Below are 13,686 nucleotides of genomic sequence, written 5' to 3'. Positions count from 1 at the left end.
CAGACACTCAACGTCCGTATCGGTACTTCGATCATCGCGACATGTAGCTGGACGGTTAATGAAGTATCTGGTTACATATTCCAGTGTGTTCCCCGCCGATGCGCTCGCGGACCCGGTGCGCCGGGCGATCCTTGAGCGGCTGGCCGACGAGGAGGTCGGGGCGGGCGAGATCGCGGACGCCTTCCCCATCAGCCGCCCCGCGATCAGCCGCCACCTCCGCGTCCTGCGCGAGGCGGGCCTGGTGACGTCGCGGGTCGCGGGTCAGCACCGCATCTACCGACTCGACCGGCGGCCCCTCGCCGAGCTCGACGCCTGGTTGCAGCGATTCCGACCGCTCGAGAGCGCCGGCCCCGCGAGCCGTCTCGACGCCCTCGACACCGAGATGCACCGCGGCCGGCGTGCCCGCCGGGCCGCCGCCGCCACCGACGACGAAGGAGACCGTCATGACCGCACCGCCGGCTGAGACCCGCACCGACCCCGACGGCACGACCACGCTGGTCTGGCGCCGCGAGTACCCCGACCCCGTCGACGACGTCTGGGCCGCGATCACCGACTCCGAGCGCCTGGGCCGCTGGATCGGCACCTGGACCGGCGAGCCCCGCGTCGGCGGCACCGTGGCGTTCACGATGACGGGCGAGGCGGACGCGGGCGGCGAGGTCGCCGAGCCCGCCGACGTGCGGATCCTCGCCTGCGACCCGCCGCGCCACCTCGCCGTCGAGTTCCCCGAGAGCGAGGAACGGTCCTGGCACCTCGACCTCACCATCGAGCCCCACGGCGACGGCGCGGTGCTCCTCTTCGCCCAGCGCTTCGCCGACGGACTGGAGCGCGCGGACGTCGAGAGCGGCTGGCGCTGGTACCTCGACCGCCTCGAGGCGAGCCTGCACGGTGCCCCGATGCCGAACTGGGACGACTACGCCTGAGGCACGGGGTGTCTCAGCATGGGGCCATGCTGACGTTCAACGTCAGGAATGCCCTCAGCTCGCATGTCGGGGGCTCGTGCTGGACTGCATCCGTGAGCGTCCCGGCCGTGCTGCTCGAGCCCGCGTTCGACCCGTTGTGGCGGCATGTCGCCCGCGCCCTCGACCGGAACGGGCTCGACGACCGACGCCGGGTGCGCCTGCCCGACCATCTCGACCGCACCGTCCACCGCGAGCTCCTCAGCGCCCTCGGACGCCGTCGGCAGGTCGTCCTCCGGGAGCTCGACCTCGCCGAGCTGGAGGACCGACTCCGGCATCTCGGCACCGATCTCCCGAGCGTGCTCGCGGCCGCCGGCCACACGCCGAGCGGACGCAAGGAGGCTCGGGACGCGGGGCGCTCGCGGCGCGCCGAACGCGATGCGGTGCTGGACGAGCTCGCGCGGGACCGGCTCGGGGAGGAGCCCTGGACCGCGACCTGGGCGACCTCGATGCGCCGCCTGCTCCCCGACGCCCAGCAGGCCCGCGAGGCGGTCGAGGTCGTCGCCCGAGTACTGGATGAGGCGGACCGCGCGGACGGCCGCCGGAGTCGCGGGGAGATCGCGGCGCGGACGGTGCCGGGAGGCGCCCACGGCCTCGACCGCGGAGCGCGCGCCCGCGCGTGGGTGCGCGCGGCGCTGGCCCACCGTGCCGGCGGCGACCCCACCCGCGACGACCCCAATATGTGGGACGCCGCGGGCCTACCCGGCGACGTCGTGTCGGCGCCCGTGCTCACCTGGGCGCTCCCCCTGTGCGGCGACGGGGTGGCCGCCGCCGTGCGCGGAATGACCGCGGCAGGGGCCCCTGCGCCGCTGACCACGTTGACCATTCGCGAGCTCGACGTCGTCGTCCCCTCCGGCACCGTCGTCCTGTCGGTGGAGAACCCGCGCCTCCTGGAGGCCGCCGCTCAGCAACGTCTGCCGGCGGCCGTCGTCTGCACGAACGGCGAGCCGACACGGGGGGTGACGATGCTGCTCCAGGCCCTGACCGACGCCGGCGCGCACGTCCGGCACCACGGGGACTTCGACGCGGCGGGCCTGCGCATCGCCGCGCGCCTGCACGCCCGGAGCGTCACGCCGTGGTGCATGGATGCAGCCGACTATCGCGCGGCGGTGGCGCAGGCGGAGGGCGTCGAGCTCCCGAGGGTGGACCCGGACACCGTGTCGCCGACGCCGTGGGACCCGGCGTTGCGGGACGAGATGCGCCGGCACGGTCGGGCCGTCGAGGAGGAGCGGGTGATGGACGAGGTGCTCAGGGCGCACGCGGAGTCGTGACGGCCGACGGCTCGCCCCGCAGCTCCCGCGCGAGCAGGGTCGCCGCGGCCGCGCCGGCCGGGATGGCGAGGATCGCGACGAGCGGGATCGCGGCGAGCAGGTACGTCGGGATCCCGACGCCCCAGGTCAGGAGCCGGCGGGACCGCAGGAGCCGCCGGCGGCCCCCGAAGTCCAGCCCGCGACGCTGCAGCGCCGGCGCGGTCAGCTCGATCATCAGCAGGCGCCCGCCGACGAGCGCGGCCCCTACCGGGGCGAGCACCGGCCCGACCACCGGGATCAGGCCGACGAGGAACAGCGGCACCGCCGCGATCAGCGAGAGCCCGATGAGCAGCAGCCCGTCCCGCACCCCGCGCAGGACGGCGCCGGCCCACGACCCCGGCGGCACGGGCACCGCGCCCAGCTCCTCGTCGACGGTCTCGGAGAGCTTCTCGTAGAAGGGCCCGCCGACCGCCAGGGTCACCGCCACGAAGGTGACGACGGCGGTCGCCCCGGCTGCGGCCACGATCGCGACGCCGGCCGCGAGGCGCGCTGCCGTCCGGGTCGTTTCGGACCACCTGTCGGCGAACGGCGTCGCCCCGGCCGCCAGGTCCGGGAGCCACGTGACCAGGGCGATCAGCGCGCCGACGTAGAGCACCGACACGATCAGCGCCGGCACCGCGCCCAGCGCCAGCAGCCGCGGCGACCGGAACACCGTCGCCGCGCCCCGGACGAACAGGCGTACCCCGAGCAGCAGGTCCACCCGTCCGATTCTGTCGGCTACGCGATCCACTCCCGAGCCCGGGCGAGCAGGGCGCGGGCCGCCGGGCTCAGCGGCGCGTCCCGGCGCCGGGCGAGGTCGATCCGCGACCGGACCTCGGGCACCAGACGTGCCACCCGCACGTCGTCCCGCCCGGCGACGGCGGGCTCGGGGACGATCGCGACCCCGAGGCCCTGCACCGCGAGGTCGAGGAGCACCGGTGGCGACCCCGCCTCCAGCGCCGGTGTCAGCACGACCCCGGCGTCCTCCCCGGCGCGGTCGAGCGCCGCGCGCACGCCCGCCCCGGGTGGCAGGGCGATCACCGGGTGCTCGGCAAGCTCGGCCACCGTCACGGGGTCGCCGAGCGGGTTCCCCGGCGGCAGCACGGCGACGAGCGGGACGTCGAGCACGACGTCGACGTCGAGGTCCGCGGGCGGGTCGCCGTGGCGCCCGACCCACGCGAGGTCGAGGTCGTGGCGGCGCAGCCCGTCGAGCAGCGCGTCGGTGGCCGCCTCGACCAGCCGGATCTCCACGCCCGGGTGGGTCCGGTGGAAGTCGCCGAGCAGGCCGGGCAGGTCGACCACCCCGCCGCCCCGCACCATGCCCACCGACACGCGGCCGCGGACGAGGCCCGCGAGCTCGTCGGCGGTGTCGCGCACGGCGGCGACCGCCGCCAGCGCGGCGCGTGCGTGCGGCAGCACGGCCTCCCCGCCCGGGGTGGGACGGACGCCGCGTGCCGAGCGGTCGAACAGCACATGGCCCAGCTCGCGCTCGAGGCGCGCGATCTGGGCGCTGATCCCCGGCTGGGCGACGTGCTCGCGCGCCGCGGCCCGCGTGAACCCGCCCTCCTCGGCGACGGCGACGAGGTAGCGCAGCTGATGCAGTTCCATAAGCATCAGTTGTAGCAGCGAGCGCCGACAGCTCTTCGACTTCTGGGCCCTCCGGACCGAGGCTGGGTGCATGACCACGACGACGCACCGCACCCCCGCCGACACCATGACCGCCTACTTCGACGCGTGGCAGCGCCACGACGCCGAGTCCCTGCGCGACGTCCTCGCCGACGACGTCGTCTTCGACGGGCCGATGGGCCACGTCGAGGGGCTCGAGGACAACGTGGCGAGCCTGCGCGGCCTGTTCGGGATCGTGACCGCCGTGACGATCCGGCACGTCTTCGTCGACGGCCCCGAGGTCGCGACGATCTACGACCTGCACACCACCGCGACCGAGGCCCCGATGCTCACCGTCAACTGGGCGCACGTGGTCGACGGCCGGGTCACCGGCATCCGCGCCGTCTTCGACCCCCGCCCGCTGCTGAGCACGTGAGCACTTTCCGCCCCTATAGGGCAGGAAAGTGCTCACATAGGGTCGAGCACGTGCGGATCGCCTCGCTGTTGCCGGCGGCCACGGAGATCGTCGGCGCGCTGGGTCTCGCCGACGACCTCGTGGCCGTGACGTTCGAGTGCGACCGGCCGGAGGCCATCAGGGCCACGCGCCCCGTGGTCGTCGACACCGCCCTGCCGGCGGGCCTGACGCCCGCGGAGATCGACGCGACGGTCCGCGAGCGCGCGGCGCAGGGCCTGCCGCAGTACTCGCTCGACCGCGAGGCCCTGCGGGACGCCGCGCCCGACCTCGTCCTCACCCAGGACCTCTGCCGCGTCTGCGCGCTGCCGGCGTCCACGGTGGCCGAGGCGCTCGACGCCCTCGACCTCGACGCGACCGTGCTGGCCGTCGACCCCCACACCCTCGACGAGGTCCTCGACGCGGTCGCCTCCGTGGCACGCGCCGCGGACAGTCCGGCGGCGGGCGAGGCGCTGGTCGCCGAGCTGCAGGAGCGCCTGCGCGCCGTCGACGAGGCCGTGAAGGACCGGCCGCGGCCCCGGGTGCTCGCGCTCGAGTGGGTCGACCCGCCCTTCCTGCCCGGGCACTGGGTGCCGGCGATGGTGCGCCGCGCGGGCGGGGAGCCGCTCGCGGGGATCGACGGCGGGCGCAGCGTCGCGACGACCTGGGACGAGGTGCGCGCCCACGCCCCGGACGTCGCGCTCGTCGCGCCCTGCGGGTTCGGGCTGGACGACGCGATCGCGCAGGCGGATGCGGTGCGGGCCGAGCTCCCCGGCGTGCCGCTCGTCGCGATCGACTCCGCGTCCTACGTCGTCCGCGCCGGCCCGCGGCTGGTCGACGGCATCGAGGCCCTGGCGGCCGCGCTGCACCCCGACGCCGTGCCGGCGCCCCCGCCGGGCCGGATCACGGCTCTCGGCTGAGCACCGCCGTCGCGAGCCGCTCGGCGACGGCCCCGGCGTCGGCCGGGTCGCCGAGCGCCCCGGGCAGCGTGAGTTGGTCGAGGATCAGCCCCTCCATCGCGTGGTGCAGCAGCGCGACGGCCTGACGCCCACCCGGTGCCCCGGCCTCCTCGTGGAGCGCCACGTCGGCCTCGAAGCGCGCCCGGACCGTCGCGGTCAGCGACTCGCGCAGCGCCGGCCGGCGGGTCGCCTCCAGCCGCAGCTCCAGCAGCGCCACGTAGACCTCCCGCCGCGCGAGCACCCGCTCGAGCAGGCGGCGCATCACGGTCGAGGTCGGGTCCCCTCCGCGGGCGGCCGCCAGCTCGGACTCGTCGGGCTCGAGGCGGGTGTGGATCCGCTCGCCGAGCTCGGCGAGCAGGGTGTCCCGGTCGGCGAAGTAGTTCGTCGCGGTCCCGGTGGCCAGCCCGGCACGGGCGTCGACGGCGCGGAACGTCAGCCCGCGCGCGCCCTGCTCGGCGAGCACGGCCAGGCCGGCGTCGAGGAGCTGGTCGCGGCGCTGCGGATTGCGCGCAGGGCGGGTGGTCACGACGCGGACGCGACCGAGGCGAGCCAGGCCGGGTCGGGTGCCGTGGCCTGGACCAGCTCCACGCCCGTGCCGGCCGGATCGCGCACCAGGCACCGGCGCTGGCCCCACGGCTCGTCGCGCGGCGCCACGTCGACCGGCACGCCGAGCTCGACGAGCCGGGCGTGCTCCGCGTGGACGTCCTCGACGAGGAACGCGAGCACCACCCCGGCCACCGGCCCGCCCATCCCGGCGAGCGCGTGGTCGCGGCGGACGACGCACAGGTCCAGGTCGCCGTGATCGGGGTGTCGCAGGCTCACGAACCAGCCGATGTCCAGCGTCATCGTGAACCCGAGGACGTCGACGTAGAAGGCCCGGACCGCCGGAACGTCCTCGGTGTGGACACACACCCCGAGCGTGCTGAACTGCATGCAGGCCTCCCGACCACGTCATCTGTCGTGGTCAGACTAACCACGACAGGTGACGTGGTCAACCCACGAGACGACGTGGCCCCGGCCCGTCCTCGCCGAGACGGTCGTGCGGGTTGACCAGGCCGCAGCGGTCGATCGAGAGGCAGCCGCAGCCGATGCATCCCGTGAAGTCGTCGCGCAGCTGCTCGAGACGCCGGATGCGGTCGTCGAGCTCCTCGCGCCACTGCGCCGAGAGCCGCTCCCAGTCCGCGCGGGTCGGGGTGCGCCCGTCGGGCAGGGAGTCGAGCGCAGCCCGGACCTCGGCCAGCGGGATGCCGACACGCTGTGCGATGCGGATGAACGACAGCCGGCGCAGCACCTCGCGCCGGAAGCGGCGCTGGTTGCCGGACGTGCGGCGGCTGGAGATCAGCCCCTCGCGCTCGTAGAAGTGCAGCGCGGTGACGGGGACGCCGCTGCGCTCGGCCACCTCGCCGACGGAGAGCTCCTGGCCCGGGTAGGGGCGGGGGTGCTCGCTCACGTCGGGCTCCCGACGGCGTGCTCGTCGCGGGCGCGGCGCAGGGTGCGGGCCCACCAGACGAGGGCGTCGAGCAGCACCGCCGCGGCGGCCTCCTTCTCGCTCTCCTCGCGCGGCCGGCCGCCGGCGTCGAACGCCCCGGCCGCGCCGTGGAAGCTCACCGTGTCGCGCAGCCCCACGGCGTGCAGCTCGGCGAGCACGGGCCGCAGCTGCTCCACCGCGCGAAGGCCACCGGACATGCCGCCGTAGGCCACGAACCCCACCGGCTTGTCCCGCAGCTGCCCCGACGTCGCATCGATCGCGGTCTTCAGCGGGCCGGGGAAGCTGTGGTTGTACTCGGGGGTGACGACGACGAGGGCGTCCGCGAGCCCGACGCGCTCGGCGAACGCCTCGTCCAGCCCCGTGTCGGCCAGGTCGACGACGTCCACGGAGAGCTCGGGGCGCCGGCGGGCACGGTCGGCGAACCACGCGGCGACCACGGGTCCGAAGCGGCCCTCGCGGACGCTGCCGACCACGACGGCGAGCCGGATGTTCTCGGTCATGGGCGTCACGCTAGAACCTCGACGATGGTTCAGGTCAAGGACGCGAGCAGGCGGACGGTCGCGACGGCGGCCTCCTCGGTGCGCACACCGTCCCGCTCGGCCCAGGACGACACGGTGCCGCCGCCGGCGAGCTCGGCGCCGAGAGGGCCCTCGGCCGGAACCGTCACCTCGGCGGTGACCGCGTCGCAGGCCTCGAGGACACGGTCGCGCCGGCGGGCCAGGTGCTCGACGAGGACATGACGCAGCTCGGTGAGCGCGTCCTCGTCGCCGCCGGCGAGGTCGGCGGCCGTGCTGCGCAGCATCGCCTGGAGAGACTCGGGGGGCAGGCCCCGGTCGTCGGGCCCGGCCTTGGCGTCGAAGCCCCGCTTCGCGTCGCGGCGGCGCTTCTTCTCGGCGCGTCGCTCGCGGTTCCCGGCCACGGGGGCATCCTGGACTACCGGTGGCTACCTGGTGGCCAGCGCGTCGCGGCCCGGGGTGAGGCTGGCGGCGTCCGCCGCGGCGCGTCCCGCCGCCCAGCCCGCACCGTTGTTGACGCTGAAGCGCCGGCGGGTCACGCGGGGGAACAGCTCGCCGACCGTGCGCTCGACGACCTCCGCCCGCGCGGCCAGCACGGGCAGCAGGCCCTCGCCCAGCTCGGCGCGGGCCTGCGCCTGGGCCTCGTGGGCGGCCGCGGCGAGGCGCTCGCCGATCCTCGTCGCGTAGGCGAGCAGGAACGCGTGCCGGAACGAGCGCGTCCGCGAGCGGGGCACCGTGCCGTCGTCCGCGACGAGCATCGCGCGGTCGGCCTGCACCAGCAGCGACGTGACCAGCAGCTCGACCGTCGCGAGGTCGGTGGCGTGCCCGATGACGGTGACCATGTCGAGCGCGGCGAGGCCGATCGCCCGGCACCGGTTGGCCGCCGCCACCTGGTGCACGAGGCTCGACTTCGCACTGGCGTAGGGCGGGTCGAGCCAGAGACGCCGGGCCGCCGCGCGCGGGCCGGTCCCGGCGGCCGGGGTGACGAGGGCCTGCGCGAGGGCGTGGCGTCCCATCAGCTCCTGCGCCTTCGCCGAGAGCGCCTCGGCCTCCTCGGGGTACTCGGTGGACTCGGCCTTCGCCAGCAGCCCCCGGACGCGGGCGAGCACCCGCGCGTCGACCCCGTCCGGCGGCCGCGCCTCCTCCCCGAGGCGCGGCAGCGCCGGCAGCGAGCGCATCAGCCCGACCAGCGCCACCGCCGCGCGCAGGGCGGCGTCGGGCTCGACACCCCGCACCGTGCTCCACTGCACCACCAGCGGCGTGTCGCGCGCCGGCGGCCCCGTGCCCAGCCCCGCGCCCAGGTCGGCGAGGTCGGCGTCGGTGGCCGCGTCGCCGCGGGGTCGCCGTGCCGCGGCCGCGCCGAGCACGTCGACCGCGAGCACGAGCCGTCCCGCGGAGAGCCGCCGGCGCACGACCTCGGTGACGTCGCGGGGACCCCAGCCGTGCTCGTGCAAGGCGTCGGCCGCGTCCAGCAGGGCGAGATCCGCCCCGGCCGACAGCGCCCGCGACCGTCCGTACCGCCCCCGCAGCATCTCCGCGTTCTGCCGCTCCGCCCGGCCGTCCACGGCCGCGAGGCCGGTGAGGAACCGCGCGACCTCGGCGGGGTCGTGCAGGTCACGTGCCTCCGTCGTTCCCATGGGTCCTCCTCTCGGGTCGGTCACGGGGTTCGACGGGCGTGGGGCCCGCACGGTTCCCTCGAGTTTCGCGGCAGGGTTCGCGGCAAGGACGGGCTCGCGTGCCCGCACCTGCACCGGGATGCGATTGTGGTCCGCCGGGGGACCGAGCACGCGGGCGGAGGGAGCGAGGTCGTGGCCGTGCCGCAGGAACCGCTCCGGATCGCGAGCGGATCGTCGCAGGACACCCCGGCCCCGGTGCGTCCCGAGCACGACCCGGCCCTGCGCGACCGGGTCCAGCGCCTGGTCGAGGTGCTGCGACGGGCGGCTCTCGCGCGTGCCCGCCCCGTCCGCCACACCCGTCACCACGTCGGCGAGCTCGCCCTCGTCGACGTGGCCGACCAGAGCGCGGTCCGGCGTCCCACCGAGGCCGGCGACGAGATCCTGCGCGCCCCCGCCGAGGGCCCGATGCGGGCGACGTTCGACGCGCTGTTCGACCTCATGCGCGCGGCGGCGGACCAGCCCGAGGCCGTCGAGCTCGTCCTCGCCGGTGGCCTGCTGCACGCGCCCGACCAGGACGTCCGGGTCCTCCTGCTCGCCCGCCCGGTGCGCATCGAGCACGACGGGGACGAGATGGTCGTGACGTTGGCGGGCGAGGGCGCGCGCTGGGAGCACGAGGAGCTGCTGGCCGGCACCGGGCTCGTCGACGACGCCGCGCCCGCCGAGGACGTCACCCCCGCCTCGCCGCTGGACCCCGACCTCGTCACCGTCCTCGCCGGGTGGGCGCATCGGCACCTGCGGGTCGAGCACACCCGCGGCGACGACTGGATCGCCCCGACCGGGCCCGGCACGGCGCTCGTGCCCGCCCCCACTCTCGTCGCCCGCCGGCGCGGGGCGGCGGCGCTGCGCACGTTCTACGACGCGATCGTCGCCGACCTGGCCGACACGGAGCGCCCCCTGCCCGTCGGCCTCGCCCAGCTCGTCGAGGCGATCGAGCCCGCCGACCGCGCCGCCTGGCTCGCCCGCACGGGGCACGACGAGGCGCCCGTCGCCGACCCGCTCTTCCCCCTGCCCGTCGGCGCGGCGCAGGGCCGGATCCTCAGCCGGTTGGGTCGCGACTCGGGGGTCGTCGTCGAGGGGCCGCCGGGCACCGGCAAGACCCACACGATCGCGAACCTGCTCTGTGCGCTGCTCGCCGAGGGTCGCCGCGTGCTCGTGACCAGCGAGAAGGCGCAGGCCCTGCGGGTGCTGCGCGACAAGCTGCCGCCGGAGATGCGCGACCTGTGCATCTCGCTGGCGGAGGGTCCCGACGGCGGCGACCCCGGGCTCGGCGCGGGCATCGCGGGTCTCGAGGCGCGCAGCACCGAGTTCGACCCCGACGAGGCCGACCGCACGATCGCCGAGCTCGTGGAGCGCCGCGACGGTCTGCGCGCGGACCGCGACGCCGCGCTGGACGCCCTGGTCGCCGAGCGCGCGGCCGAGACCTCGGTGCAGCGCGACCTCGGGCCCGGCATGACCGGCACCCGCACCGAGGTCGCCCGTCGCGTGCTCGCCGCCCGCGCGCAGGACGGCTGGATCGCCGACGTCGTCGGGCCGGACACCGAGATCCCGCTCGAGCCCGCGCTGACCGCCGAGGAGTTCGCCGAGCTCCGCGCGCTGCTCGCCACCGAGACCCCGGCGCGCCGCGAACGCGCCCGCCAGGTGCTCCCGCCCCCGGTGGAGCTGCCGCCGGAGAGCCACGTCGCCGACCTCGCCGAGACCGTCACCCGGGGCCTCGACGCCACCAGCGGCGACGCGGGCGAGGTCGTGGCCGCGCTGGGGCGCCTACCGTCCGAGGCCGCCGCGAACCTGCCGACGGTCAGCCGCCGGGTGGCCGACGCGCTCGCCGAGCTCGAGGACACCGGGGAGGACGCGGAGTGGGCGAACGGGGTCGCCGACGCGGTGCTCTCGGGGCGTGCCGGGCACCTGTGGGGCCGCGCGGTCGACGGGCTGCGCGCGGTGGACGCGGTGCTGGACCACGACCGTCGCGCCGGGCCCGCTCAGGTGCTGGTCGACGACGGGGTGGATCCCGCGGCCGCGGCTCCGGTGTTCGAGCGCTTCGCGGCGTTCCTCGCCGACGGCGGCACGACGAAGCGGCTGTTCAAGCCCGACGAGCAGAAGGCCGTCGAGCCGTACCTGTCGTCGATCCGCCTGCAGGGCGCCCAGCCGACCACGGTCTCCGGCGCCACCGCCATCGCCCACCACCTGCGGATCCTCGAGATCACCGACCGGCTGGCCGAGGGCTTCGGGCCGCTCGGCCGCCCCGTGCGTCGCGCCGAGCACCGCGCGATGCTCGTCGAGCAGGTCCTCGCCCTGCGCGCGACCTGCCTGGCCGTCGGCAAGGTGCTCACCGCGGCGGTCGACGTCCGGCGCCTGCTCTCCGCCCTGCCGCCGGCCGAACGCCCGCGGGTGGATTCGCTGGCGCGGCTGCGGGTGCTCGCCACCCTGAGCCTCGACGTCGACGACACCCGCGCCGCCGACCTCGCCCGCAGCGAGCTGGAGGAGGTCGTCGAGCGCGTCCAGGGCGGCGTGCCCCTGGCTCGCCAGGCGCCGGAGCTGATCGCCGTGCTCGAGGCCCTGCGCCGCCGTGACGCCGACGCCTACGTCGACGCGGTGCTCGCGGTGGAGGCGGCGCACGACGAGGCCCGCGACCAGCGGCGCGCCGACGCCCTCGGCGAGCGCCTGGAACGTGCGGCGCCCGGGGTGCTCGCCCTGCTGCGAGCGCACGCGGGCGAGGCGTGGCCCGAGCGCGAGGCGCGCTTCGACCGGGCGTGGGCGTTCGCGCGGGCCGCGGCGCGTGTGACGCAGTGGACCGCGGCGGAGGGCGCCCCGGACCGCCTCGCCGACCTCGACGTCGAGCTCGCCCGGGTCACGGCCCGGCTGGCGGCGGCGCAGGCATGGCGGGCGTGCCTGTCCCGGATCACCGCCGAGCAGATGCGCGCGCTGCAGAGCCACCGCGCGTCGGTGTCCGCCGTCGGCCGGGGCACCGGGCGCTTCGCCGACCGCTACCGCACCGCGGCCCGTGAGGCGGTCGCCGTCGCCCGCGACGCCGTGCCCGCCTGGGTGATGCCGATCCGCGAGGTCCTCTCCGTGGTCGAGCCGCGGCCGGACGCGTTCGACGTGGTGATCGTCGACGAGGCCAGCCAGGCCGACCTGACCAGCCTCTTCCTGCTCTGGCTCGCCCCGCGCGTGATCGTCGTGGGCGACGACCGGCAGTGCACGCCCGCCGACGTCGGCGTCGGCTCGCTCGAGCCCGCGTTCGCGCGGCTGGAGACCGACCTGCCCGAGGTGCCGTTCTACCTGCGCAGCCAGTTCACGCCGCGCGCGAGCGTGTTCTCGGTGTTCCGGGCGACGTTCGGCCCGCCGATCCGGCTGCGCGAGCACTTCCGCTCGATGCCCGAGATCGTCGGCTGGTCGTCGCGGGAGTTCTACTCGGGGCCCGACGACACGGGCGCGGGCGCACCGCTGGTGCCGCTGCGCCAGTTCGGCGCCGACCGCCTCCCGCCGCTGCGGGCCACGTTCGTGCCCGAGGCGACGGTGCGCGGCCAGGGCTCGTCGCTGGCCAACGACGCCGAGGCGGCCGCGCTCGTCGACGCCGTCGCGCGCTGTGCCGCCGACCCGGCATATGACGGCGCGACGTTCGGGGTCGTCGTGCTGCAGGGACACGGGCAGGTCGAGCTGATCGAGGGCCTGCTGCGCGAGCGGCTCGGGGTCGACGAGTGGGAGACCCGGCGCCTGCGGGTCGGCGTGGCCGCGGACTTCCAGGGCGACGAGCGCGACGTGGTCTGGCTCTCCATGGTCGTCGCGCCGGGGCACCGTCTGGTGTCGCTGACCGCCGAGCGCTACCGCCAGGCGTTCAACGTCGCCGCGTCCCGCGCCCGCGACCAGATGTGGCTGTTCCACTCGGTCCCCGCCGAGGACCTCGCCCCCGCCGACCTGCGACGGAAGCTCCTCGAGCACGTCACCGCGACCGAGCCCGACGGCTCCGCCGGCGCGCCGGAGAACCGCCCGGCGCCCGCCCTGGTCGACCGCGACCACCGCCACCCGGCGTTCGGGAGCCTGTTCGCGCAGCGGGTGTTCGCGGACCTCTCCGCGTCCGGGTTCGCCGTCGTCCCGCAGGTCGAGGTGCACGGCCGCACCCTCGACCTCGTCGTCACCGGGGCGAACGGTCGGCTGGCGGTGGTGTGCGACGGCGACGAGCACCGGCGCACGGCGACCCGGGCCGACGTCGAGGCCGAGCACGACCTGCGGCGGTGCGGCTGGCCGGTGGTCCGCGTCGCGGAGTCCCGCTACGTCACCGACCCCGAGGCGGCGCTGGCGCCGGTGCTCGAGGCGGCCGCCGCCGCGGGCATCACGCCGTCGGCGCCGACCGGGCCGCTCGCCGTCGTCGAGTCCGCGCCCGGCGACCACACCGAGTACCGGCCGCGGCGCGGGCGCTCCGGGCGCGCCGTGCTGGGCGAGGCGGTGCCCGAGACGCTCGAGGACCTGGTCGACGACCTCGCCGCCCAGGGTTTCCCGCCCCCGCGCCGCGAGGCCCGGGTGCACGATCCCCGCGGCGGCGACGTCCTCACCGACGCCGCGGCCCTCTGGCCCACGGGGCTGAGCCGGCGCGCCCTCGCCCCGCCGGTCGTCCTCGACCCCGACCTCACCGAACCCGCCCAGGGCCGCCTGCGCGCCCTCGGGTACCAGGTGTTCACCTCCTTCGCCGACATCCGTGCCCACCTCGGGGAGTCGACGGAGCGTTAGGGGCCAGATGTCAGCGACGGCGCG

Annotated in this window: 14 protein-coding genes; 6 read left to right on the top strand and 8 right to left on the bottom strand. The window is 76.4% G+C overall.

The features are described from left to right. Positions 1-58: 58 nt before the first annotated feature. From PH189_RS11820 to PH189_RS11810, 3 genes are all read left to right on the top strand, one after another. Complete coding sequence (locus tag PH189_RS11820; protein ID WP_274188980.1) at positions 59-463, top strand: ArsR/SmtB family transcription factor; 405 nt, start codon at positions 59-61, stop codon at positions 461-463. Next, complete coding sequence (locus tag PH189_RS11815) at positions 444-920, top strand: SRPBCC family protein (protein ID WP_274188979.1); 477 nt, start codon at positions 444-446, stop codon at positions 918-920. Before PH189_RS11820 ends, PH189_RS11815 begins: the two co-directional genes overlap by 20 nt. A 92-nt stretch (positions 921-1,012) precedes the next feature. Continuing rightward, positions 1,013-2,227 carry a DUF2399 domain-containing protein gene (locus PH189_RS11810; protein WP_274188978.1) on the top strand — a complete coding sequence of 405 codons (1,215 nt, stop codon included), beginning with the start codon at positions 1,013-1,015 and terminating at the stop codon, positions 2,225-2,227. On the opposite strand, the gene PH189_RS11805 is transcribed toward PH189_RS11810, so the two are convergent. Both PH189_RS11805 and PH189_RS11800 read right to left on the bottom strand, forming a co-directional pair. Continuing rightward, complete coding sequence (locus tag PH189_RS11805) at positions 2,205-2,966, bottom strand: EI24 domain-containing protein (RefSeq protein ID WP_274188977.1); 762 nt, start codon at positions 2,964-2,966, stop codon at positions 2,205-2,207. The two genes, PH189_RS11810 and PH189_RS11805, sit on opposite strands and share 23 nt — an antisense overlap. Before the next feature lie 17 nt (positions 2,967-2,983). Further along, positions 2,984-3,853, bottom strand: a complete 870-nt coding sequence (locus PH189_RS11800) for a LysR family transcriptional regulator (RefSeq protein ID WP_274188976.1) — start codon at positions 3,851-3,853, stop codon at positions 2,984-2,986. A gap of 70 nt (positions 3,854-3,923) precedes the next feature. Here PH189_RS11800 and PH189_RS11795 point away from each other — a divergent pair, with 70 nt between their 5' ends. Both PH189_RS11795 and PH189_RS11790 read left to right on the top strand, forming a co-directional pair. Further along, the gene (locus PH189_RS11795) at positions 3,924-4,286 is read left to right on the top strand and encodes a nuclear transport factor 2 family protein (RefSeq protein ID WP_274188975.1); all 363 of its coding nucleotides are present in this window, start codon (positions 3,924-3,926) and stop codon (positions 4,284-4,286) included. Positions 4,287-4,336: 50 nt separating this feature from the next. Then, positions 4,337-5,221, top strand: coding sequence for an ABC transporter substrate-binding protein (locus PH189_RS11790; RefSeq protein WP_274188974.1), 885 nt, complete (start codon positions 4,337-4,339; stop codon positions 5,219-5,221). Here PH189_RS11790 and PH189_RS11785 read toward each other — a convergent pair. From PH189_RS11785 to PH189_RS11760, 6 genes are read right to left on the bottom strand one after another with little or no spacing between them, the layout of a single operon-like run. After that, positions 5,205-5,786 carry a TetR/AcrR family transcriptional regulator gene (locus PH189_RS11785; protein WP_274188973.1) on the bottom strand — a complete coding sequence of 194 codons (582 nt, stop codon included), beginning with the start codon at positions 5,784-5,786 and terminating at the stop codon, positions 5,205-5,207. The two genes, PH189_RS11790 and PH189_RS11785, sit on opposite strands and share 17 nt — an antisense overlap. After that, a complete protein-coding gene (locus tag PH189_RS11780; RefSeq protein ID WP_274188972.1) occupies positions 5,783-6,193 on the bottom strand; it encodes a VOC family protein in 411 nt (136 codons plus the stop codon). The genes PH189_RS11785 and PH189_RS11780 overlap by 4 nt, the downstream gene beginning before the upstream one ends. Before the next feature lie 58 nt (positions 6,194-6,251). Beyond that, positions 6,252-6,710 (bottom strand): redox-sensitive transcriptional activator SoxR, encoded by a 459-nt coding sequence (gene soxR, locus PH189_RS11775; RefSeq protein ID WP_274188971.1) that lies wholly within the window; start codon positions 6,708-6,710, stop codon positions 6,252-6,254. Continuing rightward, a complete protein-coding gene (locus PH189_RS11770; RefSeq protein WP_274188970.1) occupies positions 6,707-7,249 on the bottom strand; it encodes an NADPH-dependent FMN reductase in 543 nt (180 codons plus the stop codon). Before PH189_RS11770 ends, soxR begins: the two co-directional genes overlap by 4 nt. 29 nt (positions 7,250-7,278) lie before the next feature. Further along, on the bottom strand, positions 7,279-7,668 hold the full coding sequence (locus tag PH189_RS11765) for a hypothetical protein (protein ID WP_274188969.1): 390 nt from the start codon (positions 7,666-7,668) through the stop codon (positions 7,279-7,281). A 24-nt stretch (positions 7,669-7,692) separates the two neighbouring features. Further along, positions 7,693-8,901 (bottom strand): DUF2786 domain-containing protein, encoded by a 1,209-nt coding sequence (locus PH189_RS11760; RefSeq protein WP_274188968.1) that lies wholly within the window; start codon positions 8,899-8,901, stop codon positions 7,693-7,695. A gap of 177 nt (positions 8,902-9,078) precedes the next feature. Between PH189_RS11760 and PH189_RS11755 the strand changes: the two genes are divergently transcribed. Continuing rightward, positions 9,079-13,662 (top strand): AAA domain-containing protein, encoded by a 4,584-nt coding sequence (locus tag PH189_RS11755; protein ID WP_274188967.1) that lies wholly within the window; start codon positions 9,079-9,081, stop codon positions 13,660-13,662. The last annotated feature ends 24 nt before the right edge of the window (positions 13,663-13,686 follow it).

It is taken from the genome of Actinomycetospora chibensis (assembly GCF_028737215.1).
In the GTDB taxonomy this organism is placed as follows: domain Bacteria; phylum Actinomycetota; class Actinomycetes; order Mycobacteriales; family Pseudonocardiaceae; genus Actinomycetospora; species Actinomycetospora chibensis.
This window is presented reverse-complemented; position numbering and strand designations above follow the sequence as displayed.